General features: G+C 39.1%; 35 protein-coding genes and 2 tRNA genes. 25 read left to right on the top strand and 12 right to left on the bottom strand.

Annotated elements, in window-relative coordinates:
- The 9 genes from ABN080_RS11225 to ABN080_RS11185 form a co-directional block, all read right to left on the bottom strand.
- Positions 1-276 (bottom strand): hypothetical protein, encoded by a 276-nt coding sequence (locus ABN080_RS11225; RefSeq protein ID WP_349441068.1) that lies wholly within the window; start codon positions 274-276, stop codon positions 1-3.
- A 28-nt stretch (positions 277-304) separates the two neighbouring features.
- Positions 305-487: a hypothetical protein gene (locus tag ABN080_RS11220; RefSeq protein WP_349441067.1), complete on the bottom strand. Its 183-nt coding sequence runs from the start codon at positions 485-487 to the stop codon at positions 305-307.
- Positions 487-693, bottom strand: a complete 207-nt coding sequence (locus tag ABN080_RS11215; RefSeq protein WP_349441066.1) for a DUF551 domain-containing protein — start codon at positions 691-693, stop codon at positions 487-489. The genes ABN080_RS11220 and ABN080_RS11215 overlap by 1 nt, the downstream gene beginning before the upstream one ends.
- Positions 694-980: 287 nt before the next feature.
- A complete protein-coding gene (locus tag ABN080_RS11210; protein ID WP_311746837.1) occupies positions 981-1,184 on the bottom strand; it encodes a hypothetical protein in 204 nt (67 codons plus the stop codon).
- Positions 1,185-1,203: 19 nt separating this feature from the next.
- On the bottom strand, positions 1,204-1,434 hold the full coding sequence (locus tag ABN080_RS11205) for a hypothetical protein (RefSeq protein WP_349441065.1): 231 nt from the start codon (positions 1,432-1,434) through the stop codon (positions 1,204-1,206).
- A gap of 17 nt (positions 1,435-1,451) precedes the next feature.
- Positions 1,452-2,072 carry a replication protein P gene (locus ABN080_RS11200; protein ID WP_349441064.1) on the bottom strand — a complete coding sequence of 207 codons (621 nt, stop codon included), beginning with the start codon at positions 2,070-2,072 and terminating at the stop codon, positions 1,452-1,454.
- Positions 2,073-2,122: 50 nt separating this feature from the next.
- Positions 2,123-3,055 carry a phage replication protein O gene (locus ABN080_RS11195; protein WP_349441154.1) on the bottom strand — a complete coding sequence of 311 codons (933 nt, stop codon included), beginning with the start codon at positions 3,053-3,055 and terminating at the stop codon, positions 2,123-2,125.
- A gap of 192 nt (positions 3,056-3,247) precedes the next feature.
- Complete coding sequence (locus tag ABN080_RS11190) at positions 3,248-3,595, bottom strand: hypothetical protein (protein WP_349441063.1); 348 nt, start codon at positions 3,593-3,595, stop codon at positions 3,248-3,250.
- Between the two features lie 142 nt (positions 3,596-3,737).
- Positions 3,738-3,950 carry a transcriptional regulator gene (locus ABN080_RS11185; RefSeq protein WP_099659428.1) on the bottom strand — a complete coding sequence of 71 codons (213 nt, stop codon included), beginning with the start codon at positions 3,948-3,950 and terminating at the stop codon, positions 3,738-3,740.
- Positions 3,951-4,060: 110 nt separating this feature from the next.
- Between ABN080_RS11185 and ABN080_RS11180 the strand changes: the two genes are divergently transcribed.
- The 4 genes from ABN080_RS11180 to ABN080_RS11165 all read left to right on the top strand — a co-directional run bounded on the left by ABN080_RS11180 (position 4,061) and on the right by ABN080_RS11165 (position 5,766).
- Positions 4,061-4,768, top strand: coding sequence for an XRE family transcriptional regulator (locus ABN080_RS11180; protein WP_161770190.1), 708 nt, complete (start codon positions 4,061-4,063; stop codon positions 4,766-4,768).
- A gap of 275 nt (positions 4,769-5,043) precedes the next feature.
- A tRNA-Tyr gene (locus ABN080_RS11175) sits at positions 5,044-5,109 on the top strand.
- Between the two features lie 55 nt (positions 5,110-5,164).
- Positions 5,165-5,485: a hypothetical protein gene (locus tag ABN080_RS11170; RefSeq protein ID WP_349441062.1), complete on the top strand. Its 321-nt coding sequence runs from the start codon at positions 5,165-5,167 to the stop codon at positions 5,483-5,485.
- A gap of 14 nt (positions 5,486-5,499) precedes the next feature.
- On the top strand, positions 5,500-5,766 hold the full coding sequence (locus ABN080_RS11165; RefSeq protein WP_349441061.1) for a hypothetical protein: 267 nt from the start codon (positions 5,500-5,502) through the stop codon (positions 5,764-5,766).
- On the opposite strand, the gene ABN080_RS11160 is transcribed toward ABN080_RS11165, so the two are convergent.
- A complete protein-coding gene (locus tag ABN080_RS11160) occupies positions 5,707-6,246 on the bottom strand; it encodes an ATP-dependent Clp protease proteolytic subunit (RefSeq protein WP_349441060.1) in 540 nt (179 codons plus the stop codon). The two genes, ABN080_RS11165 and ABN080_RS11160, sit on opposite strands and share 60 nt — an antisense overlap.
- 167 nt (positions 6,247-6,413) lie before the next feature.
- Between ABN080_RS11160 and ABN080_RS11155 the strand changes: the two genes are divergently transcribed.
- Genes ABN080_RS11155 through ABN080_RS11145 form a run of 3 tightly spaced genes read left to right on the top strand, consistent with a single transcriptional unit; the run spans position 6,414 to position 7,217 of the window.
- Complete coding sequence (locus ABN080_RS11155; RefSeq protein ID WP_349441059.1) at positions 6,414-6,689, top strand: hypothetical protein; 276 nt, start codon at positions 6,414-6,416, stop codon at positions 6,687-6,689.
- A 29-nt stretch (positions 6,690-6,718) separates the two neighbouring features.
- Positions 6,719-6,916 (top strand): hypothetical protein, encoded by a 198-nt coding sequence (locus tag ABN080_RS11150; RefSeq protein ID WP_349441058.1) that lies wholly within the window; start codon positions 6,719-6,721, stop codon positions 6,914-6,916.
- Between the two features lies 1 nt (position 6,917).
- Entirely contained in the window at positions 6,918-7,217 is a 300-nt protein-coding gene (locus tag ABN080_RS11145; protein WP_349441057.1) for an XkdD/Y8K6 family phage-associated protein, read from the top strand.
- 27 nt (positions 7,218-7,244) lie between these two features.
- Here ABN080_RS11145 and ABN080_RS11140 read toward each other — a convergent pair whose 3' ends face one another.
- Complete coding sequence (locus tag ABN080_RS11140; protein ID WP_349441155.1) at positions 7,245-7,412, bottom strand: hypothetical protein; 168 nt, start codon at positions 7,410-7,412, stop codon at positions 7,245-7,247.
- Between ABN080_RS11140 and ABN080_RS11135 the strand changes: the two genes are divergently transcribed.
- The 14 genes from ABN080_RS11135 (at position 7,357) to ABN080_RS11070 (ending at position 14,274) form a co-directional block, all read left to right on the top strand.
- Positions 7,357-8,265: a cell envelope biogenesis protein TolA gene (locus tag ABN080_RS11135; RefSeq protein WP_349441153.1), complete on the top strand. Its 909-nt coding sequence runs from the start codon at positions 7,357-7,359 to the stop codon at positions 8,263-8,265. The genes ABN080_RS11140 and ABN080_RS11135 overlap by 56 nt on opposite strands.
- Positions 8,266-8,405: 140 nt before the next feature.
- Positions 8,406-8,540, top strand: a complete 135-nt coding sequence (locus ABN080_RS11130) for a hypothetical protein (RefSeq protein WP_349441056.1) — start codon at positions 8,406-8,408, stop codon at positions 8,538-8,540.
- Positions 8,531-8,917, top strand: a complete 387-nt coding sequence (locus ABN080_RS11125; RefSeq protein ID WP_349441055.1) for a hypothetical protein — start codon at positions 8,531-8,533, stop codon at positions 8,915-8,917. The genes ABN080_RS11130 and ABN080_RS11125 overlap by 10 nt, the downstream gene beginning before the upstream one ends.
- Positions 8,914-9,234, top strand: coding sequence for a hypothetical protein (locus ABN080_RS11120; protein WP_349441054.1), 321 nt, complete (start codon positions 8,914-8,916; stop codon positions 9,232-9,234). The genes ABN080_RS11125 and ABN080_RS11120 overlap by 4 nt, the downstream gene beginning before the upstream one ends.
- A gap of 1 nt (position 9,235) precedes the next feature.
- Positions 9,236-10,108: an ATP-binding protein gene (locus ABN080_RS11115; protein ID WP_349441053.1), complete on the top strand. Its 873-nt coding sequence runs from the start codon at positions 9,236-9,238 to the stop codon at positions 10,106-10,108.
- Positions 10,109-10,552 carry a single-stranded DNA-binding protein gene (gene ssb, locus ABN080_RS11110; RefSeq protein ID WP_349441052.1) on the top strand — a complete coding sequence of 148 codons (444 nt, stop codon included), beginning with the start codon at positions 10,109-10,111 and terminating at the stop codon, positions 10,550-10,552.
- A gap of 89 nt (positions 10,553-10,641) precedes the next feature.
- Complete coding sequence (locus tag ABN080_RS11105) at positions 10,642-10,962, top strand: ClpX C4-type zinc finger protein (RefSeq protein WP_349441051.1); 321 nt, start codon at positions 10,642-10,644, stop codon at positions 10,960-10,962.
- Positions 10,963-11,136: 174 nt separating this feature from the next.
- Positions 11,137-11,325, top strand: coding sequence for a hypothetical protein (locus tag ABN080_RS11100; protein ID WP_349441050.1), 189 nt, complete (start codon positions 11,137-11,139; stop codon positions 11,323-11,325).
- Positions 11,318-11,479, top strand: coding sequence for a hypothetical protein (locus tag ABN080_RS11095; protein WP_349441049.1), 162 nt, complete (start codon positions 11,318-11,320; stop codon positions 11,477-11,479). The genes ABN080_RS11100 and ABN080_RS11095 overlap by 8 nt, the downstream gene beginning before the upstream one ends.
- Positions 11,480-11,632: 153 nt before the next feature.
- Positions 11,633-11,911 (top strand): hypothetical protein, encoded by a 279-nt coding sequence (locus ABN080_RS11090; protein WP_349441048.1) that lies wholly within the window; start codon positions 11,633-11,635, stop codon positions 11,909-11,911.
- A gap of 19 nt (positions 11,912-11,930) precedes the next feature.
- Positions 11,931-12,281, top strand: a complete 351-nt coding sequence (locus ABN080_RS11085) for a phage protein NinX family protein (protein ID WP_349441047.1) — start codon at positions 11,931-11,933, stop codon at positions 12,279-12,281.
- The gene (locus ABN080_RS11080) at positions 12,259-12,441 is read left to right on the top strand and encodes a hypothetical protein (protein ID WP_349441046.1); all 183 of its coding nucleotides are present in this window, start codon (positions 12,259-12,261) and stop codon (positions 12,439-12,441) included. The genes ABN080_RS11085 and ABN080_RS11080 overlap by 23 nt, the downstream gene beginning before the upstream one ends.
- A 460-nt stretch (positions 12,442-12,901) precedes the next feature.
- Positions 12,902-13,234 carry a helix-turn-helix domain-containing protein gene (locus tag ABN080_RS11075; RefSeq protein WP_349441045.1) on the top strand — a complete coding sequence of 111 codons (333 nt, stop codon included), beginning with the start codon at positions 12,902-12,904 and terminating at the stop codon, positions 13,232-13,234.
- Positions 13,117-14,274 (top strand): tyrosine-type recombinase/integrase, encoded by a 1,158-nt coding sequence (locus tag ABN080_RS11070; protein WP_349441152.1) that lies wholly within the window; start codon positions 13,117-13,119, stop codon positions 14,272-14,274. Before ABN080_RS11075 ends, ABN080_RS11070 begins: the two co-directional genes overlap by 118 nt.
- A gap of 15 nt (positions 14,275-14,289) precedes the next feature.
- On the opposite strand, the gene ABN080_RS11065 is transcribed toward ABN080_RS11070, so the two are convergent.
- A tRNA-Arg gene (locus tag ABN080_RS11065) sits at positions 14,290-14,366 on the bottom strand.
- Between the two features lie 190 nt (positions 14,367-14,556).
- Between ABN080_RS11065 and folD the strand changes: the two genes are divergently transcribed.
- From folD to ABN080_RS11045, 4 genes are all read left to right on the top strand, one after another.
- Positions 14,557-15,429 (top strand): bifunctional methylenetetrahydrofolate dehydrogenase/methenyltetrahydrofolate cyclohydrolase FolD, encoded by an 873-nt coding sequence (folD, locus tag ABN080_RS11060; protein WP_196553908.1) that lies wholly within the window; start codon positions 14,557-14,559, stop codon positions 15,427-15,429.
- 3 nt (positions 15,430-15,432) lie between these two features.
- On the top strand, positions 15,433-15,645 hold the full coding sequence (gene ybcJ, locus ABN080_RS11055; protein WP_072070110.1) for a ribosome-associated protein YbcJ: 213 nt from the start codon (positions 15,433-15,435) through the stop codon (positions 15,643-15,645).
- A gap of 641 nt (positions 15,646-16,286) precedes the next feature.
- Positions 16,287-17,228, top strand: coding sequence for a 1-phosphofructokinase (gene fruK, locus ABN080_RS11050; RefSeq protein ID WP_072070111.1), 942 nt, complete (start codon positions 16,287-16,289; stop codon positions 17,226-17,228).
- 236 nt (positions 17,229-17,464) lie between these two features.
- Complete coding sequence (locus tag ABN080_RS11045) at positions 17,465-17,908, top strand: hypothetical protein (protein ID WP_349441044.1); 444 nt, start codon at positions 17,465-17,467, stop codon at positions 17,906-17,908.
- Positions 17,909-17,942: the final 34 nt, after the last annotated feature.

Below are 17,942 nucleotides of genomic sequence, written 5' to 3'. Positions count from 1 at the left end.
TTAGCTCTCCTGTTCCAACCTAATGGCTTCAATTTCTGCAAGCGTCAGGCTATCAACTGAATATGGATTGTTGAAATAAACCGTCGCCTCTTTGAGTGCCGTAGGAAAACCAGCTACTAGCGTCCCAATAACAACAATCGGTATGAACAAAATAACTAACAACCACTTGTCCATGTAGCACTCTAGCGAGTTCCATTCATCTACTTTTGAATGCTGATAGAATGACAATTTACGAGTTGGAAATAGCTTATTGTGAACTTTGCGTTTTATCTTCATCATTCCCCCTCTGACATTGGCTCACCGACTACATACACCTAAAAACATCTTCGAAAACCTCACCAATATGTTCGGCTCGATACCCTAGGTTGTAATAATGACGCCAATCATTAGTGACATAAGAAACTTGCCACTTATCACCGTAAAGAAACTTGCAGTGCTCTTTGATTTTTTCGTCAAATTCTTCCCATTCACTTTGATGTTCGTTCATCATTCACCCTCTGGCATTGGTGGAAGTGGTGGCATACACCAGTGTGTGATTTCATTTTCGATGGTGCGACCACAGTTATAAAATAATCCCGTTTTGTAGCTATAATGACCAGCAGTAACTTCCCCAAGGACGCTATCCCAAAGAATTACTTGAGTGCGGTCATCAGGCAATCTCTCACTCACCTTAACCCAATTAGTTCCCTGCATTAGATGCCTCCCTGTAATTATTCTGGCTTGTGCGAGAAGTGATTATTTTCTGTAGCTCTTGAAACTTAATCATCCTAGCTGCATTCTCTATCGCCATTATTCTCTGATACGCCTTGCCTCTAGGGCTATGCTTATCGGCTGCTAGCTCATGTTCAAAAAATATTGCGTCAGTTCTCTGTCTGAAATATTTAACGTTCGCATGAATGTATCGACCCGCTATAAATCTACCTTGGCGTAAGTACGCTTTATTCAGCTCTCTTAACGTTGTTCCTTTCATCTAAAAATCCTCACGATTCCCATTCATAGCCAACCTTAATCGCCTTGGCTTCCTCTAAGGTATTAGTCATTACTTTTGTATTGGAAACATCGCCCCAACAATCACACTCAACTGGAGTTAGGTAATATTCATTTTCTGTTCCATCATCCGATCTGTAAGCGTGACGAACCGGATCACCTAATACCTTGGTGACAGTGCTTTTTAATAAGTTCATCTAAAAATCCTCTTGCGTGTTAATCTTCACTCTGCGTCATTTTTACTAGTTTCATTAGCGATCTCTTGCATAGACACACCTGAAAAACACCTTTAAACCCATGCATACAAACCGCATATGCCTTAGTGGTTGATAAGTGATGCTGTGGGTGATTTATATAACGAATAGACCAATCAGCTTGTTCTGATTCTGGAACATCATCAGGACGTAAACGTCTAACGTAAGGTTTACCAAATCTGTATTTGCTCATTTTTAAATTCCTTTTAGTTATCTGAAGCCGTGCTTTTGCTTCAGATTGGCGATTATTGATAGTGATTTATGACGACTTGTTGGTGTGACTTTGTGTTCAACTTGAAGTGCCGGCGCTGGAATAGTTTCACCAGATTTGATTCTTGCAGTCATGGTTCTTAACTCTTTGGCGCAAAGTTTCTTAACCTCACTATCCGTTAGGCTTTTACTTCGCATCTCAGAGTAAATTTTGGTAACCATCCAGTAGCAAGCGTTTGAGGGCCATTTCATTTCACGCCAGCCACGCATTTTGCAGTATTCTCGATAGAGTTCGTAAAGATGATCCTCATTAGGTAATCCAACTGCTAGAGATTCACCTTGTTTACACCATTGAATAAATTGACCAGGAGCAGGAAGAAACGGATTCTCTTGCTGTCTGGCAATTTTCATCCCTGCGTTAATTTGATCTATCGTTCGAATATTGTTTTCAGCAAATGCCTTTGTCCACTGGCGTTTAAACTCGTTTAAATCCTCCTGATCTTTGAAGTTCGCCATTGACGCTGGGAATGTTGCTCGAAGTTGCTTGAATAACTCATTGAATACTTGCGCGGTATGCTCTCTGACTGGCTGTGCTTGCTGTAATGGCGCTGAATTGCTCATTGCCTGTAATGCCCTACCATCCCGTTGCTGAATGGCAGTAACAAGTGATTTCATATATCAACTCCCTCCATCCATTTTGTGTCATCAAAGTCTATCTTGGGCTTCTGTGAGATTTGGTTACTAATTGCTGGTTTACGATTAGGCTGCTGACTTTGGATAACCAGAGTGTCCCACTTCTCACGTAGTTTTGCGGGAGATAACACGTTGCTACACCAGAACGAGTCACGATTGGCCCATTTAAACATTCTGCAAATATCTTGGTGGGCATGCCCGTCTAGTTGCCTCATCAGGCGAATATCGTTAGCCCATGTTGACCAGTTAGGCTCTTTAGTCGATGGGCTAACTATCAGGACTTGCGAGTAAATCCATTGAGCAGCTTTCAGGTCATCAGCATTACCCCATTTGCCCCCTTTCTCTGAACTCACAACAGCATCAGGTTTTACCTTACGAGGCACAGAAGATTTTTTTCTCGGACGATCATTTAATAATTTATTATTAAATATATATTGTTCATGGTGTGCGGGTTCATGTGCGTTGTTATGTGCGGGCATGTCATCTAAAGGCGCATGAATAGTGGCTTCATCATGTGCGTTGTTATGTGCGTACTTATGTGCGGGTGCGTTGGCTAAATTTTGAGCATAATCACTGTAATTTGTGATAGTTATCACGGTGCCTTTATGCTTCTCTCCTTCGATTGAAATCATCCCTTCACGAACAAAAACAGCCAGCATTCGATTAACCGTATCTCTACTGGTTGGCTTGCCGTTCCTGTCGCACAGGTTTAGCCCTAGATTGGCTGGAGTGGTAACCAACTGACCAGCCTTTAAATGCCATATATGTCCTTTGTAATTGGCTGTATATGGCTCGCTCTGAGCTTCTAACAATAAGTTTTCCCATAGTGTTCTAAGATAAACATCTTTAGCCCACGACTTATTTTTTATGCTCCTGTACAACGGGATGAAACCTAGTTTCTGGTTTTCCACCCTGTTGCTCCTTTGCTGTCTTGCAACACCAAGATCGTAGAATTTAGCTGTATTCACCACGACCTCCATATCTGTTTGTTAAGTAAACAGAATTCATATATAGTTCCCTTATTCCTAAGCTGTATCAGCAAAAGGAAAGCTCAAAATCAGCTTCCCTTTAATACTGGTTATTGATACAGTGTATTTGTTAGTTTAAATGGTTAAGTCCATTTGTTGAGAAGCCTCAGTGACCGCTGAGGCTTTTCTTTTAATCTTTCCCTTCCCTTCAAGCATCTGAATTAATCTCTCTGCGTAATCACCTTCAATGACAACCTTTGTTGGTTTCTCACTAATAGCGACTGAATCAGGGGGTAATCCGAACTGACTCACCAACTGGCAAGCTAAATCGAATATTCGGGCTTTATCTCGACTGGATTTTGATGGGTGTATTCCTAGCGCTTTAGCGAGTCCGTTATTACCGACTGAATACATTTGCTGAATGTAAAACGTCATCAATTCGTTTGATGAACACTCTACTTTGATATTTTTTGCACATTCCATTTGCTAAAGTCCTTATTAATTACTTCCCACATTGGGAACAGCAGTAATGATCCGTGGCTCATTCCATATGAGCGGATTGTTGATAATAATTTGCCGATTGAAGTCAAAAGGCATGGCGTGAATTTTTAAAGAGCGGGTGAAGCTAGTTATGTGGAAACAAAAAAGGTAAATCAGGTCTAAGTTCGTGAGCCTTGATTGCGCCATTTGTGGCATCTACAATTGCTCTAACTCTTTCTGGTGCTACCTTTCCGCCTTTTAACCACTTATGGACAGCAGGTTGAGTCACACCACACACTGACGCTAACTTCTCCTGACTGCCAACAATGCCAATGGCTTTTTTTATTACTAAATTCATACAGAGTCCTTCCGTAGTTATTTTTCATAACCAAATATAAATCAGGTTATAGAATAAATCAATAACTATGGTTCTTTGATAATAGATAACTTCGGTTATATGATTTGTTTATGAAAACATTTGCTGAACGATTAAAAATGGCGTTAGACGCCAGCTCTATGTCTCAAGAGCAACTTGCTAAAGCTGTTGGAATAAGCCAGCCAGCTATTGCAAAACTTATTTCAGGGAAAGCTAAGTCATCAAAGAAATCCCTAGAAATGGCAATAGCTTTGGGCGTTAACCCAGCATGGTTAGTAAATGGTACTGGATCTATTAGAGACGGGGTTCCAGACTCAAACGTGCCTAGTCAGGATGAATGGGGGAAAGTTATTTCATGGGATGATAATGATAAATTAGATTCTGATGAAGTGGAGATCCCTTTCTTGAAAGATATAGAGTTCGCATGTGGTGACGGGGCTTGTGATGATGGCGACTACAACGGATTTAAGCTTAGATTTGCAAAATCAACCTTACGTAAAGTTGGTGCTAATACCGATGGTACTGGGGTGATTTGCTTCCCTGCAAGAGGGAACTCTATGGAGCCTGTAATCACAGATGGAGCAACCGTTAGTGTAAACTGTAATGACAAAAGAATCGTTGATGGAAAGGTTTATGCTATTAATCAAAATGGCTGGAAAAGAATAAAAGTCTTAGTTAGATCATCACCAGAAAAAGTCATAATACGAAGCTATAACAAAGAAGAATATCCGGATGAAGAAGTTGATGTTAGTTCAATAGAAATCATAGGAAAGGTATTCTGGGTAGCATCCATACTATAACCACTCTCATACAATCCCCTTAAATGGGGATTTTTTTTCGCCTAAATCATAAGAAATAAAATTATTTTTATTTTTTTTCATATCTAATTCAAACAAATATAACTTAATTCATATTTTATTCTATCTTGGTTATTGACTGGTTATATAACTATGGTTATAGTAATCACATCAACGGCAAGCAAGACACATAAGCAAGCCATGCTCTTTAAAAATATAGCAGTACGGACAATGACATCTTGTCCAACATTTCACTGAGTGAGTTTTGGGATTGGTGAATGCGTGTAGCTCAACGGTAGAGCGAGGCCATAAAGCTGGGGTTGTGGGTTCAAATCCCATCACGCAAGTAGGAATTAATTACCTACCACCAATCACTAAAACTTATTCAGAGGAGGCAACATGACAACTTATATTCAACCGTTAAAAACGTCGCCTAAGAAATCAGGTGAACGGAAACAAGTAGAAGTTAAGCATGTAAACAGTGATTCATATAAAGCGCGTCAATACGCTAGATATGCATCTTTCAGAGCTAACAAACTGAAAGAGGAAGAAATTACTAAAGCTAACTCAGTGAAAGAGAAGAAAGAACACCCTGTTCTCTCTCTCAAACCAACAAAGCATTATCCAAGTGGAGATAACTGTTGCTTACCTAATGTAGCAGTATTTTCAGGCGTTAAAACAAAACAGCCGAGCAGTGAGTTCGGGGTTACGGCGAGATAAATAGGAGAAGTAAGATGAGATTTCAGGATTTATCACCAGAATCGCAACAAATGGTGAGAGAAACACTAGCTGAAATATTAAAACTTGAACGTGAACATGCATATGACCTATCTGATGGTCAGTCCAAAGATATAGCTAAGTTTGTAAAGGATGCTTTCATTGAGCTGGAGAAAGAAAGCACCTCACAACCAGGTCAATTTAGCTATCAAAAGTCGAATGAATCAACAGGTAACCCACCAAGTGGTATTTGCATTAGCAATGGTGGCATCGGAAACTCCTGATATAACATTTAAATTTAATGCTATTTCAGGATTTAATATAGTTGATGATTTAATCATATCGCGCCAATTATTTTCTGATGCCTCTGTATTGAATATATTAATAAATCTATCTAGGTCATGATCTAAACTAGAAACCCACTCTCTCATTCGCTCATGGTCAACTGTTTGTAGTCCTCCAATTCCCCACTGAAACGGATGAAGCAGAAATCTTGCATTTGAATTAGCAAGCCTGTTACTACCTGCTAAAAAAATAATATTAGCGATTGAATCCACATTGCTAATGTTATGAGTTGTTACTGGAATTTGTAATGATTTTATAAAGTTATACGCAGTAAACCCAGATGTAATATCACCACCTGAACTAGAAATATGAATATTTAATTGAGTTGCTCCGTTAGCTATTGCAACTAAGCACTTTTCTTGTAATTGACTTACCGAGTTAGGTGTTACAGGGCACAGGTAGTGAATTGTATGGATCATAGGCTGTATATCTCTTATCTGTAGGGGTGAGTGGATTATAGCCGATTTCTCGCTGTAGGGGTACACGAGAACCACCTCGCCTGACGTGGCTAAAAGCAGGCACAGTTAACTAATTACAGTCCATCAAGGTGGGCTGTGGTGAGTTGATTAATAGATAGGAGATAGGGATGGAAATATGGTTTAAGGAATTTGAGTCACACGGGCGTCAGATTCTAATCAAGAAAGCTCATAACGCCGATGAGTCAAAAATCGGGGTGCAATATTGCTGGCCAGAGAAACTTTTCGAGGTCGATTTTGGATTATGGATAGATTACGACGACGATGATGAGGAAAGCTTTAATGAAGCGGAAGAAGCACGCAACAAGCTATTCGACACCATCGATCAGGAAGCAGTAGATACCGCAGTGAGCAACTTAATTCAAAAACTCAAGCTTGACGATTAGCATCGTATTTAGTTAATAACGGAGGGGGTATGACAGAACAATACGAATATGCATCAATTCGCGTAGAAATGGCGAGTGATGCGACGTTACGAGACAAGTTTGCTATGGAAGCTATGAATGGAATCCTTGTAAACACAGAGAGAAATCAATTTTCATTCAGTGAGACAGGTGAAATTGCAAGTAAGGCCTATGAGCTGGCAGATGCAATGTTAAAGGCTAGGGGGTGATATGGAATTTAAGCACACACCAGCGCCGTGGTTGATGGATAGACGCAGCACTCACGCTGGAGAAATTACAAATATACATGGATGTAAAAATAACGATTGGATTGAAATCTGGTCTACTAATTGGCCCGAAAGTGAAGAAGCGCAAGAAGCAAACGCACATCTAATCGCAGCGGCACCAGAGTTATTAGATGCACTGATTGAAATGCAACGTAACGGTCGCAAGCAAGGATGGGATGATAAATATGAGTCGTCAATGGAAAAGACTCGTTTAGCAATCGCAAAAGCCCTCGGTCAGCAGTAACCCACCACTTAATCATTCATATCGCTATTAATAGTGAGGAATACGCACATAAGGAACATAGGAAATGGCAAATGAATTAGTCGTAATTGAGAAGTCGACGGCGCTTGAAGTATTTAAGTCATCAGACAGTGTTGAAGACATCATCCGCAAAGTAGAGAGAGAAGTTAACTCTTTTATTCCAGATGTTAGCACCACCAAAGGTCGCAAGGAAATTGTTTCACTGGCTTACAAGGTTGCCCAATCAAAAACTTACCTTGATGGTCTCGGTAAAGACTTGGTCGCAGAGTTAAAAGAAATACCAAAGCTAATCGACGCCAATCGCCGAACTGTTCGTGAGCGTTTCGATGCTTTACGCGACAAGGTTAGACAACCATTAACTGAGTGGGAAGAAGAGCAAAAAAGGCTGCAAATGGAAGCGTGGCACGAAGAAGCGCTAGAAATGAACAAGGTGTTCGATAAGGCACTTGCTGAACGCATCGAATCTGACCATGAAATCGCCCTACTCATGAATGAGAAATTCGACCGTGATTTAGCAGAAGCTAAAGCCGAAGTAGAACGCCAGCGCATTGCTCGTGAAGAAGAAATGAAGCGACAAGCTGCGGAACAAGCAAGGCTCGAAGCTGAACGTAAAGCACAGCAAGAAATTGAAGCATCAGCTAAGCGTGAGCGTGAAGCAAAAGAAGCCGCCGAACGTGCAGAGCGTGAAAAACAGGAAGCCATTAAACGTGCAGATCAAGCGTCAAAAGAAGCCAAGGAAAAGGCAGAACGTGATGCTAAAGAAGCTCAGGAACGAGCAGAACGCGAGAAGCAATTAGCTATAGAAGCTGAGCGCAAGAAAGCACAAGAAGCAGAACAAGCGCGATTAGCAGAAGAAGAACGCAAGCGTCAGGAAGAGGCTAAGCGTTATGCTGATAAGGAACATCAGAAAGCAATTAACAATCAGGCTATGCAAGACTTAATTGACGCTGGCATTCCAGAAGAGTGTGCCAAGAATTGCATTATCGCTATCGCTAAAAACCTAGTATCAAACGTAAAAATTCACTACTAACCCACCGTACCAACACCAGAGAAACCAAATAACAATCGCTATCTCAATAGTGAGAATTTCGCATGAACATAGACACTATATTCAGCGCCCTACTTCTATTCGCAGTCATTTCATTAAGTCTAATTATCGCAAGGTAAATTATGAAAATTAACCAAGATATTTTCCGTCTGGCGCAAGTTCAGGCGCAGGTAGCTATTCGCCAGAAATGTGAGGATATCTGGTTGTTAGCGATGGAATTACTCAAAGAAAGCTATCAGGAGGGTTTATGCAAATAGCCTTCAAAAATGCTCAAGGAATGAGGGTTAACACGAACGATAAAACAGTCATGGAATTTGACGACAGTAGCAAGCTCAGTATTGAGACAGGAAGTTTCAGTGAGCTGGCTAAGGTAACAGAAATCGACCCAGTTGAAGCTCTGCAATGGATTATGCAGTTCGACAAGGAAGAGATTGACAGGATTGTCAATGAAGCAAGCAAGGATGCACCTGTTTCTAAGATGAACCTACTAAGGGGGTTGCGTGACTCAGCATCAACAATGGCTAGAAGAATTACGCAGGAACGCGAACACGATGAATTTATGTATCAAACGGAAGTGTTAGGACGACAAGGACTGTCGATACCGTTAAAGGACTTTGCAGGAGATTTTCAATGAACGTTTCTAACTCTTACCCTACCGATAAATACCCTCAATTAACATCACCATCACTAGCAAAAAACAGAGAGGAAGCTCTGGCTCAAGCAATTGCAATGATTGATGGTCATTTACCGAATACGAGCGTGAAGGAGAGAGAAAAACGATTAGCAATGGAATTGCTACACATGAATTTAGATGCATCGAAAAACTACCCTCCTTTACCAGCTCATATTCAAGAGTTACGTGATGCAGAAAGGGATTCTGCACCGAGTAATAAATTTGAAGTCGATTACTACGGAAGTGATCGTCGTTCTGGTCAATATTTGGGAGATTAATATGAAATTCGCTAAGGCAATGCGAAAAAAAGCAAAGTTAAGACTCGCCTTAACAGGGCCTAGTGGGTCAGGGAAAACTTACGGGGCACTGGAAATAGCCAAAGGACTTGGCGGAAAAACTGCATTAATTGATACGGAAAAAGGAAGTGCCTCTCTTTACTCTGACCGTTTTAATTTTGACGTGTTGGAACTAGACCCACCATTCACACCAGAGCGATTTATTGAAGCTATCGGAGCTGCGCAGGAAGCTGGTTACGACAATCTCATAATCGACAGCATTACTCACGAATGGAGTGGATCAGGTGGATGCCTTGAATTACTCGATGTGTTAGCAAAAGCCAAGTATCGAGGCAATACGTGGTCAGCATGGAGCGAAATAACACCACGTCACAATGCATTTCTTGACGCGATCCTACGCTCTGATCTGCATATTATCGCAACGATGAGAAGCAAGACTGAAACTGCTCAGGTCGATAAAGGTAATGGCAAAAAAGGCGTAGATAAGCTTGGTATGAAATCAGAGCAACGTGACGGGGTTGAGTATGAGTTTACAACTGTACTAGACCTAAATCACGAAACTCACACAGCAATGGCAAACAAGGATAGAACAGGATTGTTCAGCAACGCCGAAGTTACTCAGTTAAATGAATTAACAGGTAAAAAGCTAATGGATTGGCTTAATGATGGACGCACTAAAGCAGAGATAGATCTGGCTCACTTCACGAGCATTGCAACGGAAGTGCAAAACATGGATGAGTTAAAAGTCGCCTTTAGTGAAGCATACAAAGCACTTAGAGATACATCTGAGCAAACGGAAGCTCAGAAAGTATATGAACTAAGAAAAGAAGAACTAACTAAACAAGAGGCGGTGTAAATGGCAAGTCGTGGAGTATGCAAGGTGATCCTTGTTGGTCACTTGGGGCAAGACCCTGAAATTCGATACATGCCATCAGGTGGTGCAGTGGCTCAGTTCACATTAGCCACATCGGAATCGTGGCGTGATAAACAAACTGGGGAGGTGAAGGAGAAAACCGAGTGGCATCGGGTATGCATCTTCGGAAAATTAGCAGAAATTGCAGGTGAATATCTGAGAAAAGGAAGTCAGGTATATATCGAGGGCTCACTGCAAACCAGAAAATGGCAAGACCAAAGCGGGCAAGACCGATACACAACGGAAGTAGTGGTTAATGTCGGCGGAACAATGCAGATGCTAGGTGGTAACAGTGGTAATCAGGCAGGAAGCCAGAAGCCACAACAACCGCAAACAGCACAAAATGAACCGCCTCAAGATTGGGATGACCAAGAAATACCATTCTAACCACCCTACCCGTTTAACCAAAGGATATAACCATGAAAGCTACGGACAGCTTAATTTAACTCGCAGGGATGCAATGAAGAGGAATGAATATGAATACTTTTACACACCATAATCAAATTATGAAATTTACATTGCCAGAACCAGATCCTAGGAATGTTTGCAACTTTTGCGGTGGAAGCGGTAGTAAGGACAATTTAATCCAAGGTAAAGCAGCAAATATTTGTTTTGAGTGTTCTGACTTGGCGAAAGAAATAGCAGATGAAAAGCGTAAGGAAATAGCAGAAAAGGAAATTCAGCAAATGGCAACTGATTTATCAACTGGTGGCATAGGTTTAGTTGATATGGGAATGGGTACTGCAAGAAAACATGCAGAGCGCTTATATAGAGCTGGGTATAGAAAGGTGGAGTGATGAAATTAACAGAGCGTCAAATTAGCACATTAAAAAATGTAGATAATGGATATAGGCAGTTAAGCAATAGTATGTCAATTTTCTCGTTGGAGAATAAAGGGCTTATTAAGCTTCACCCAAAGGACGGATGGCAATTAACAGAGTTAGGCATTGAAGAACTAAAAAGGTGGAATGATGGATATATTAGAAGAAGCATTTGAAGTCTGGTTTAAGAAGTCTCACGGTTATAGCCCATCAGTAGCGCCACCTGATAGTCATTTAACTGGCGTTAGGCGCATGGCATTTGAGGCTGGTTATAGAGCAGCTTTGATTGAATGCAAAGATATATTAATCAGCGACGAGGTGGAAATAAAAGATGAATGATAAATACAAAGCCGAACTAATTAACGGCAAACCAGTTATTTTATTAAATGGAAATTTGATTGAAAAAGGATTTATTTCATATTCAGATGCAGTAAAAAGAGCTAATAACTTAAATTCTAAATTCAAAGTAGCCCACATATATAAAATTAAATAACCATGCAAATAATCGGATATGTATTACTCATGCTAATGCATGGTTCTGCTGTGCCTGTAACGGAAGATATATACACGCAATCGGAATGCAATAAACGTGCTGAATATTTAATGTCAGTTAAGAATGTTGAGGTTATTTGTGGTGAGGTGATTCGTGAGTAAATATAACATAGGATTTGAAGTGTATTATATTGGATACGTTTCATTCATAAAATACCCAGCGTTAAGACACAATAAATGTAAATGGAAAGTCGCAGCAAGAGTAATTGACGCGAACACAGGTAAATCGTTAATTGATTATTGCGATATCGAGTATGCAGTAAAGCCAAATAAGCGAGACCTCCGAAAATTAAGAGCAGAAATAATGTGGGAAGTTAAAAACTTTATTAGAGATGGTGTTGAGTTTGCAACACCTAAAGACATTATAAGATAAAACAGGTTGGAGTTAATCAATGAATAAATACACCGAACTATCTGATTTCGAGATTAATAAAAAAGTTGCTAAAAAGGCTTTTGGTGATGATGAATATGAGTATGAGATTGAATATAACCAGTACGGAGTAACTATTAATGACGATGTATTCGACCCATGTAACAACCCAGCCGATGCGATGCCAGTTATTAAAGATAATTTCATATCTATAACTCATGATGGAATAGCATGGGATGTTAGCTGTGTAAAACATCCAGAACTAAGCGTATGGAGTGGATTAGAAAATTACAATGACAATTTTTATCGTAAAGCTATGGAATTATTTTTATTAATGAAGGATGCGGAGAATGAGAATAACAACAACAGTTAAAAATAAAGATGATGTTAAATTAATTACATACTCACATTGGTGCTTATCTAATTTCATTGACCTTAAATATAAAGAATGTGCTTATTCTCTTAATGATATGCAAGTATGGATAGTTAGAAAGAAAAATGGAAATATATCTGTTAAAGGCTATCGAGTTTAATAATTAAACATCTCAAATCAAATATTAAATGAATGGAAAATAGCGTAGGTGAATTATGGAAATCAGAATTCATGGTGATGTTAGTGATATAGAAAGGATGGCAATAAATGCAGCTTTAAATATCCACGATAAAATCAAGAAAGGGTTTCGAATAAATCACAGAGTTAAAATTAAAAATACAATTTATAACGTTGAAATAGAAAATTGCCGCAATTCTCTCAGAGTAATAATGAGAAATAAAAGGCAAAGACTATGAATGCACAGGCAATGGAAAACGCACGAAGACAAATAGCAAAGGAATGCTTAATCGAACTCAGAAGCCACGGAATACCCAACGACAAACTAACCACTCAGATCCTCGATAAATACACACCGAAGTTTAAGCCTCTAAATCACACAAAGTACAACACCAAAGATGTTATGTGCCAATACATCAGAAATCTGCAAAAGGAAGAGAAGAATGGAAGATGAAATATGGAATACATCAGATGCTGCTAAAGAGTTAAAAACCACCCCGAGAACGGTTGCCTATCTTATTTCTACTGGAGAACTAAGAGGTAGAAAAGTTGGCAGAGGTTATAGAACAACAAGATCGGCAGTGCTTGATTATATAAATAGCCCAGAGCAAACTCATGATGCGAACAAGGATAATCTAAATGGAGGTAGATTATGTCAATCAAACAAAGAAACGGAATATGGCACTGTCATTTCTTTACACCGTCAGGGAAGAGAGTTAGAAAATCTCTTGGCACAAAAGACAAGAAGCAAGCGCAGGAGCTGTATGACAAATTAAGGGCTGAGTCATGGAGGTCTGAGCAATTAGATGAGCTCCCTCAACGTACATTTGAGGAATGCTGTATTAGGTGGATCAGAGAGAAGGAAAATAAAAAAACCTTAGATGATGACAAAACAAAAATAGAATATTTTTTAACGAAATTTTCAGGCAGAGCAATATCCAGTATTACTGCTGATGAAATATACGAATCTGTCTCTTGCATGGAAAACAGAAAGCATCGTCAAATATGGGAGACAAGAAAAGAGGTGGCTATAAAAAAAGGTATAGAGTCACCAAAATATACGCCTAAACAAGTTAGCTTAGCTACAAGAAGTCAGTATCTATCTTTTATTAGATCACTACTAAGGACTGCAACTAATGATTGGCGATGGATGGAGACTTGTCCATCAATAAAGACAAACAAGCCTTTAAGTAAGCGTATACGCTGGTTAACAAAGGATGAAGCAAGCAGATTAATCCTTTGTATGCCAGAGAGTATCAAGCCGATAGTTACATTTGCATTAGCTACAGGATTGAGACGCTCAAATATCATAAATCTAGAATGGCAACAGGTAGATATGCAAAGGCGTGTAGCATGGGTCAATCCAGAGGACGCCAAAGGCGGTAAGGCAATTGGCATAGCTCTGAATGATACAGCATGTAAGGTTTTAAGAGATCAGATCGGAAAACACTCAAGATATGTCTTTGTTCATACGGAGTCAAAAAAACGTCCTGATGGAACCATGACACCCCAGGTTAGAAAAATGAGAGTTGATGATAACAGCGGCTGGCGAGCTGGATTAAAAAGAGCTGGTATCGAAAACTTTCGCTTTCATGACTTAAGGCATACTTGGGCAAGTTGGTTAATTCAATCTGGCGTACCACTAACAGCATTACAAGAAATGGGAGGCTGGGAAAGTATAGAAATGGTAAGAAGGTATGCTCATTTGGCACCAAACCATTTGACAGAGCACGCACGTAAAATTGATGACGTTTTTAATAATAACGACACAAATACGACACAAAGCAAAAACCAAGTTGGATTAAAATTAGCGTAAGATGTTGATTTTAAATGGTACGCCCTACAGGATTCGAACCTGTGACCTACGGCTTAGAAGGCCGTTGCTCTATCCAACTGAGCTAAGGGCGCCTAGAAGAGATTAGACGTCAGCAATCACTGCTGATAACGGGTGTGAATTATACGTTCAACATTCTGAGAGTCAACGATTTTTCAACGATATCAAACTATATGGTTAAAATATGGCAAGTATTCGACTGACAGATTGCTCTTGATCTGACAAAATAGAGCAATACCGTAATTGAATAATTTGGATGTATAGATGTCAGCAAGAATTATAGATGGGAAATCGATTGCGCAGACCATCAGAAGCGAAGTTGCCGAAAAAGTAAAACAACGTATTAATGCAGGAAAACGTGCACCTGGTTTAGCTGTTATTTTAGTGGGTGATAACCCAGCATCACAGATTTATGTCGGAAGTAAACGCCGAGCTTGTGATGAAGTTGGTTTTATTTCTCGTTCTTATGATTTACCTGATACTACCAGTGAAGCTGATTTATTAAACCTTATCGACCAGCTTAATGAAGATAACACCATTGATGGTATTCTCGTTCAACTCCCCTTACCGGCCGGAATTGATAACGTTAAAGTACTAGAACGTATTCGTCCAGATAAAGATGTGGATGGTTTTCATCCCTACAATGTCGGTCGCCTATGTCAACGTGCACCCAAATTACGCCCTTGTACACCTCGCGGTATTGTCACACTACTAGAACGTTGTGATATCCCTATGAATGGTTTAAACGCAGTTATTATTGGTGCGTCAAATATTGTGGGGCGTCCAATGAGCCTAGAGCTCTTACTTGCGGGCTGTACAACAACGGTTACTCATCGTTTTACTAAAGATTTGCGTTTTCATGTTGAACACGCTGATCTCGTCGTTGTAGCGGTAGGTAAACCTAACTTTATCCCCGGTGAATGGATCAAACCAGGTGCTATTGTCATTGATGTCGGTATTAACCGCCTTGAAAGTGGTAAAGTGGTTGGCGATGTTGAATTTGAAGTCGCTTCACAACGCGCAGGTTGGATTTCGCCAGTCCCTGGTGGTGTCGGTCCAATGACAGTCGCCACTCTTATTCAAAACACTTTACAAGCATGTGAAGAGTATCACGACCCTGAAACAGGAAATAATTAGTCAATGGAAACATTTCAATTAGATGGGCACGACTATGTCGAGCTTTGTGATTTATTAAAACTTCAAGGTTGGACTGAAAGCGGAGCTGCCGCTAAAAGTGTCATTGCTGAAGGCTTAGTTAGCGTCGATGGCGTAGTTGAAACCCGTAAACGTTGTAAAATCGTTGATGGGAAAGTTGTCACCTTTGGTGAGTTCTCGGTCAGTGTCAGCAAATAATCAGCAAATCAGTTAAAATTAAAAAGTGCTGCTACAATAAGTGGCACTTTTTTTCTTTTAAACACTTTTCTTCTTTTTTCCTCTACTTTTCCTTATTTAATCATCTTTTAAAAAAAGAGATAAGCATAACCAATTGAATTAAAATAAAAATAATAAATTTAGTTTAATTTAATTAAATTCAAATCATTATTTTTAGACATATCTCTTGGTATAATCTCTCTCAGGTGTTCAGCACATTATACATTTCATCAATAAATAGAAAAAAAAGACCATGTAAGTCATTATTTTATATAAAAATAACACTTTTCAACCATTACTGTAAAACTTCAGCAACAAACTTTTTTGCTGACACTTTTTACTCATTTATTCATGTTTAAATGCACTAAAATGTGATTTAGATCTAATTTATTTCTACTTTCATTAGGTAAAAGAACATTGTTTGTACTAAATTATACGTTATAATTTGAAACGATTCAGCTTAGTGATGCAATCTTAGTTGTTATTTTATGATATTTAGATCTTTTTTGCCCTTCATCTAACAGGAGATTTTATGCTCGGCCTACCCACTCAAGGTATCTCTATCATTGCTGAACAACAGCAAAAAATGATGCCTATTCTTTTATTTAAGGTAAGGAACTAGCATGAAACGCAGAGTTGCGACCATCACACTTAACCCTGCTTATGATCTTGTTGGTTTAAGTAACCCTATTGAGCTTGGTGAAGTTAATCGTGTTAAAACAGCAGGCTTTCATGCTGCAGGTAAAGGTATTAACGTTGCTAAAGTCTTAAAAAGCCTCGGCGTTGATGTCACTGTTGGCGGGTTTTTAGGTAAAGAAAATCAAGATGGGTTTCAAAAAGAGTTTAGTGATTCAGGTATTGCAAACCGTTTTCAAATGGTTGAAGGCCGTACTCGCATTAATGTGAAACTTACTGAGCCTAATGGCAAAGTTACTGATTTTAATTTTTCTGGTTTTGAAATTACAAAACAAGATTGGGCTCGTTTCGTGAATGACACACTAAGCTGGGCTGGTCAATTTGATATGATCTGTGTCAGTGGTAGTGTTCCTTCTAGCGTTGATCTTAATGATTTCACCGCATGGATGACTCGTTTACGCAGTGAATGCATGTGTTTGATCTTTGACAGTAGCCGAGATGCTTTTGTCGCAGGATTAAAAGCCTCTCCTTGGCTTGTTAAACCTAATCATCATGAATTAGAAATTTGGGCTGGCAGGCCTTTACCTGAACTATCTGATGTTGTACAAGCCGCACAAGCATTACGCCAACAAGGTATTGCTCACGTTGTGATTTCATTAGGTGAGCAAGGTGCAATGTGGGTAAATGCATCTGGCGCATGGATGGCAACACCTCCTAAATGTGATGTTGTCAGCACCGTAGGTGCTGGTGATTCTATGGTTGGCGGCCTAATTTATGGACTGATGATGAGACAAACTAGCGAGCATACATTACGTCTTGCAACTGCCGTTTCTGCTCTTGCAGTAAGTCAGACCAATGTTGGTATTCATGACCGCGAACAATTGGCAAAAATGATGGCAGAAGTAAAATTAACCCCTCTAAAATTATAAGTAATAATACCAGTGGTATATCGAATAATATTAAGTAGAGTTACCACTGCTTCAATTAAATATATTAATATCATGTTTATAGAAACTCTAAAATAGAGCCTCTTAAATTGATTAACATTTATTTATTATTAAATCAAACTTTATTTTTTCTATTTATTCGATAAACTTCACTTTAATAAAAGTTAATAAAGATATTCTAAAGCTAATAAAAACTTATTTTGTTTTTAGGAGAATTTATGGAAAGGCCCATAGTGCTTTTATGGATCCAAGTTATTTCAGTACTATTTTTAGGTATAAGTTTGTTTATATTGGTTGCTGGGGCACCCATTTATTTATTAGCAATGGCGATGGGCGGTGGTCAAACGATACTCCTGGGCCTATTTATTATGCTGTGCCTGATTATCACAATGATAATACAAGTTATTGCATGGATAAAACTCGCAAGAAACAGTAAAAATGCTTACTCTTTTTTAAAAATATCATGGGTATGTTTATCTATTTCGCTATTTTTTATACTAAGTGTTTCGATGTCATTAACCAATATGTCTGAATTTAGTTTTGTTGCTTTTTCTATTATAGTTATCTTAACTCATAGACTCTTTTTTTCTGAGAATGTCATAAATTATTTTAAAGATAAACAAAAAGATAATGAAAGAGAAACCCGTATTATTAGCCAATAAATTAAATAATAAATAGCAAAAAAAAATATCGGAT

The sequence above is a fragment of the Proteus sp. fly-1089 genome (genome assembly GCF_040138965.1).
Taxonomy (GTDB): domain Bacteria; phylum Pseudomonadota; class Gammaproteobacteria; order Enterobacterales; family Enterobacteriaceae; genus Proteus; species Proteus vulgaris_B.
The sequence above is the reverse complement of the archived record's forward strand: the minus strand, read 5'-3'. Positions and strand labels throughout refer to the sequence as shown.

What these genes read in the sequence shown, in the direction of transcription:
- ABN080_RS11185 (WP_099659428.1), bottom strand. Translation starts at nt 3,950, where the DNA reads ATGAATTTAGTAATAAAAAAAGCCATTGGCATTGTTGGCAGTCAGGAG.
- ybcJ (WP_072070110.1), top strand. Translation starts at nt 15,433, where the DNA reads ATGGAAACATTTCAATTAGATGGGCACGACTATGTCGAGCTTTGTGAT.
- ABN080_RS11170 (WP_349441062.1), top strand. Translation starts at nt 5,165, where the DNA reads ATGACAACTTATATTCAACCGTTAAAAACGTCGCCTAAGAAATCAGGT.
- ABN080_RS11150 (WP_349441058.1), top strand. Translation starts at nt 6,719, where the DNA reads ATGACAGAACAATACGAATATGCATCAATTCGCGTAGAAATGGCGAGT.
- ABN080_RS11095 (WP_349441049.1), top strand. Translation starts at nt 11,318, where the DNA reads ATGAATGATAAATACAAAGCCGAACTAATTAACGGCAAACCAGTTATT.
- ABN080_RS11225 (WP_349441068.1), bottom strand. Translation starts at nt 276, where the DNA reads ATGAAGATAAAACGCAAAGTTCACAATAAGCTATTTCCAACTCGTAAA.
- fruK (WP_072070111.1), top strand. Translation starts at nt 16,287, where the DNA reads ATGAAACGCAGAGTTGCGACCATCACACTTAACCCTGCTTATGATCTT.
- ABN080_RS11100 (WP_349441050.1), top strand. Translation starts at nt 11,137, where the DNA reads ATGGATATATTAGAAGAAGCATTTGAAGTCTGGTTTAAGAAGTCTCAC.
- ABN080_RS11115 (WP_349441053.1), top strand. Translation starts at nt 9,236, where the DNA reads ATGAAATTCGCTAAGGCAATGCGAAAAAAAGCAAAGTTAAGACTCGCC.
- ABN080_RS11105 (WP_349441051.1), top strand. Translation starts at nt 10,642, where the DNA reads ATGAATACTTTTACACACCATAATCAAATTATGAAATTTACATTGCCA.
- ABN080_RS11120 (WP_349441054.1), top strand. Translation starts at nt 8,914, where the DNA reads ATGAACGTTTCTAACTCTTACCCTACCGATAAATACCCTCAATTAACA.
- ABN080_RS11045 (WP_349441044.1), top strand. Translation starts at nt 17,465, where the DNA reads ATGGAAAGGCCCATAGTGCTTTTATGGATCCAAGTTATTTCAGTACTA.
- ABN080_RS11165 (WP_349441061.1), top strand. Translation starts at nt 5,500, where the DNA reads ATGAGATTTCAGGATTTATCACCAGAATCGCAACAAATGGTGAGAGAA.
- ABN080_RS11160 (WP_349441060.1), bottom strand. Translation starts at nt 6,246, where the DNA reads ATGATCCATACAATTCACTACCTGTGCCCTGTAACACCTAACTCGGTA.
- ABN080_RS11075 (WP_349441045.1), top strand. Translation starts at nt 12,902, where the DNA reads ATGGAAGATGAAATATGGAATACATCAGATGCTGCTAAAGAGTTAAAA.
- ABN080_RS11205 (WP_349441065.1), bottom strand. Translation starts at nt 1,434, where the DNA reads ATGAGCAAATACAGATTTGGTAAACCTTACGTTAGACGTTTACGTCCT.
- ABN080_RS11085 (WP_349441047.1), top strand. Translation starts at nt 11,931, where the DNA reads ATGAATAAATACACCGAACTATCTGATTTCGAGATTAATAAAAAAGTT.
- ABN080_RS11200 (WP_349441064.1), bottom strand. Translation starts at nt 2,072, where the DNA reads ATGAGCAATTCAGCGCCATTACAGCAAGCACAGCCAGTCAGAGAGCAT.
- ssb (WP_349441052.1), top strand. Translation starts at nt 10,109, where the DNA reads ATGGCAAGTCGTGGAGTATGCAAGGTGATCCTTGTTGGTCACTTGGGG.
- ABN080_RS11125 (WP_349441055.1), top strand. Translation starts at nt 8,531, where the DNA reads ATGCAAATAGCCTTCAAAAATGCTCAAGGAATGAGGGTTAACACGAAC.
- ABN080_RS11220 (WP_349441067.1), bottom strand. Translation starts at nt 487, where the DNA reads ATGAACGAACATCAAAGTGAATGGGAAGAATTTGACGAAAAAATCAAA.
- ABN080_RS11180 (WP_161770190.1), top strand. Translation starts at nt 4,061, where the DNA reads ATGAAAACATTTGCTGAACGATTAAAAATGGCGTTAGACGCCAGCTCT.
- folD (WP_196553908.1), top strand. Translation starts at nt 14,557, where the DNA reads ATGTCAGCAAGAATTATAGATGGGAAATCGATTGCGCAGACCATCAGA.
- ABN080_RS11155 (WP_349441059.1), top strand. Translation starts at nt 6,414, where the DNA reads ATGGAAATATGGTTTAAGGAATTTGAGTCACACGGGCGTCAGATTCTA.
- ABN080_RS11210 (WP_311746837.1), bottom strand. Translation starts at nt 1,184, where the DNA reads ATGAACTTATTAAAAAGCACTGTCACCAAGGTATTAGGTGATCCGGTT.
- ABN080_RS11190 (WP_349441063.1), bottom strand. Translation starts at nt 3,595, where the DNA reads ATGGAATGTGCAAAAAATATCAAAGTAGAGTGTTCATCAAACGAATTG.
- ABN080_RS11130 (WP_349441056.1), top strand. Translation starts at nt 8,406, where the DNA reads ATGAAAATTAACCAAGATATTTTCCGTCTGGCGCAAGTTCAGGCGCAG.
- ABN080_RS11145 (WP_349441057.1), top strand. Translation starts at nt 6,918, where the DNA reads ATGGAATTTAAGCACACACCAGCGCCGTGGTTGATGGATAGACGCAGC.
- ABN080_RS11215 (WP_349441066.1), bottom strand. Translation starts at nt 693, where the DNA reads ATGCAGGGAACTAATTGGGTTAAGGTGAGTGAGAGATTGCCTGATGAC.
- ABN080_RS11080 (WP_349441046.1), top strand. Translation starts at nt 12,259, where the DNA reads ATGAGAATAACAACAACAGTTAAAAATAAAGATGATGTTAAATTAATT.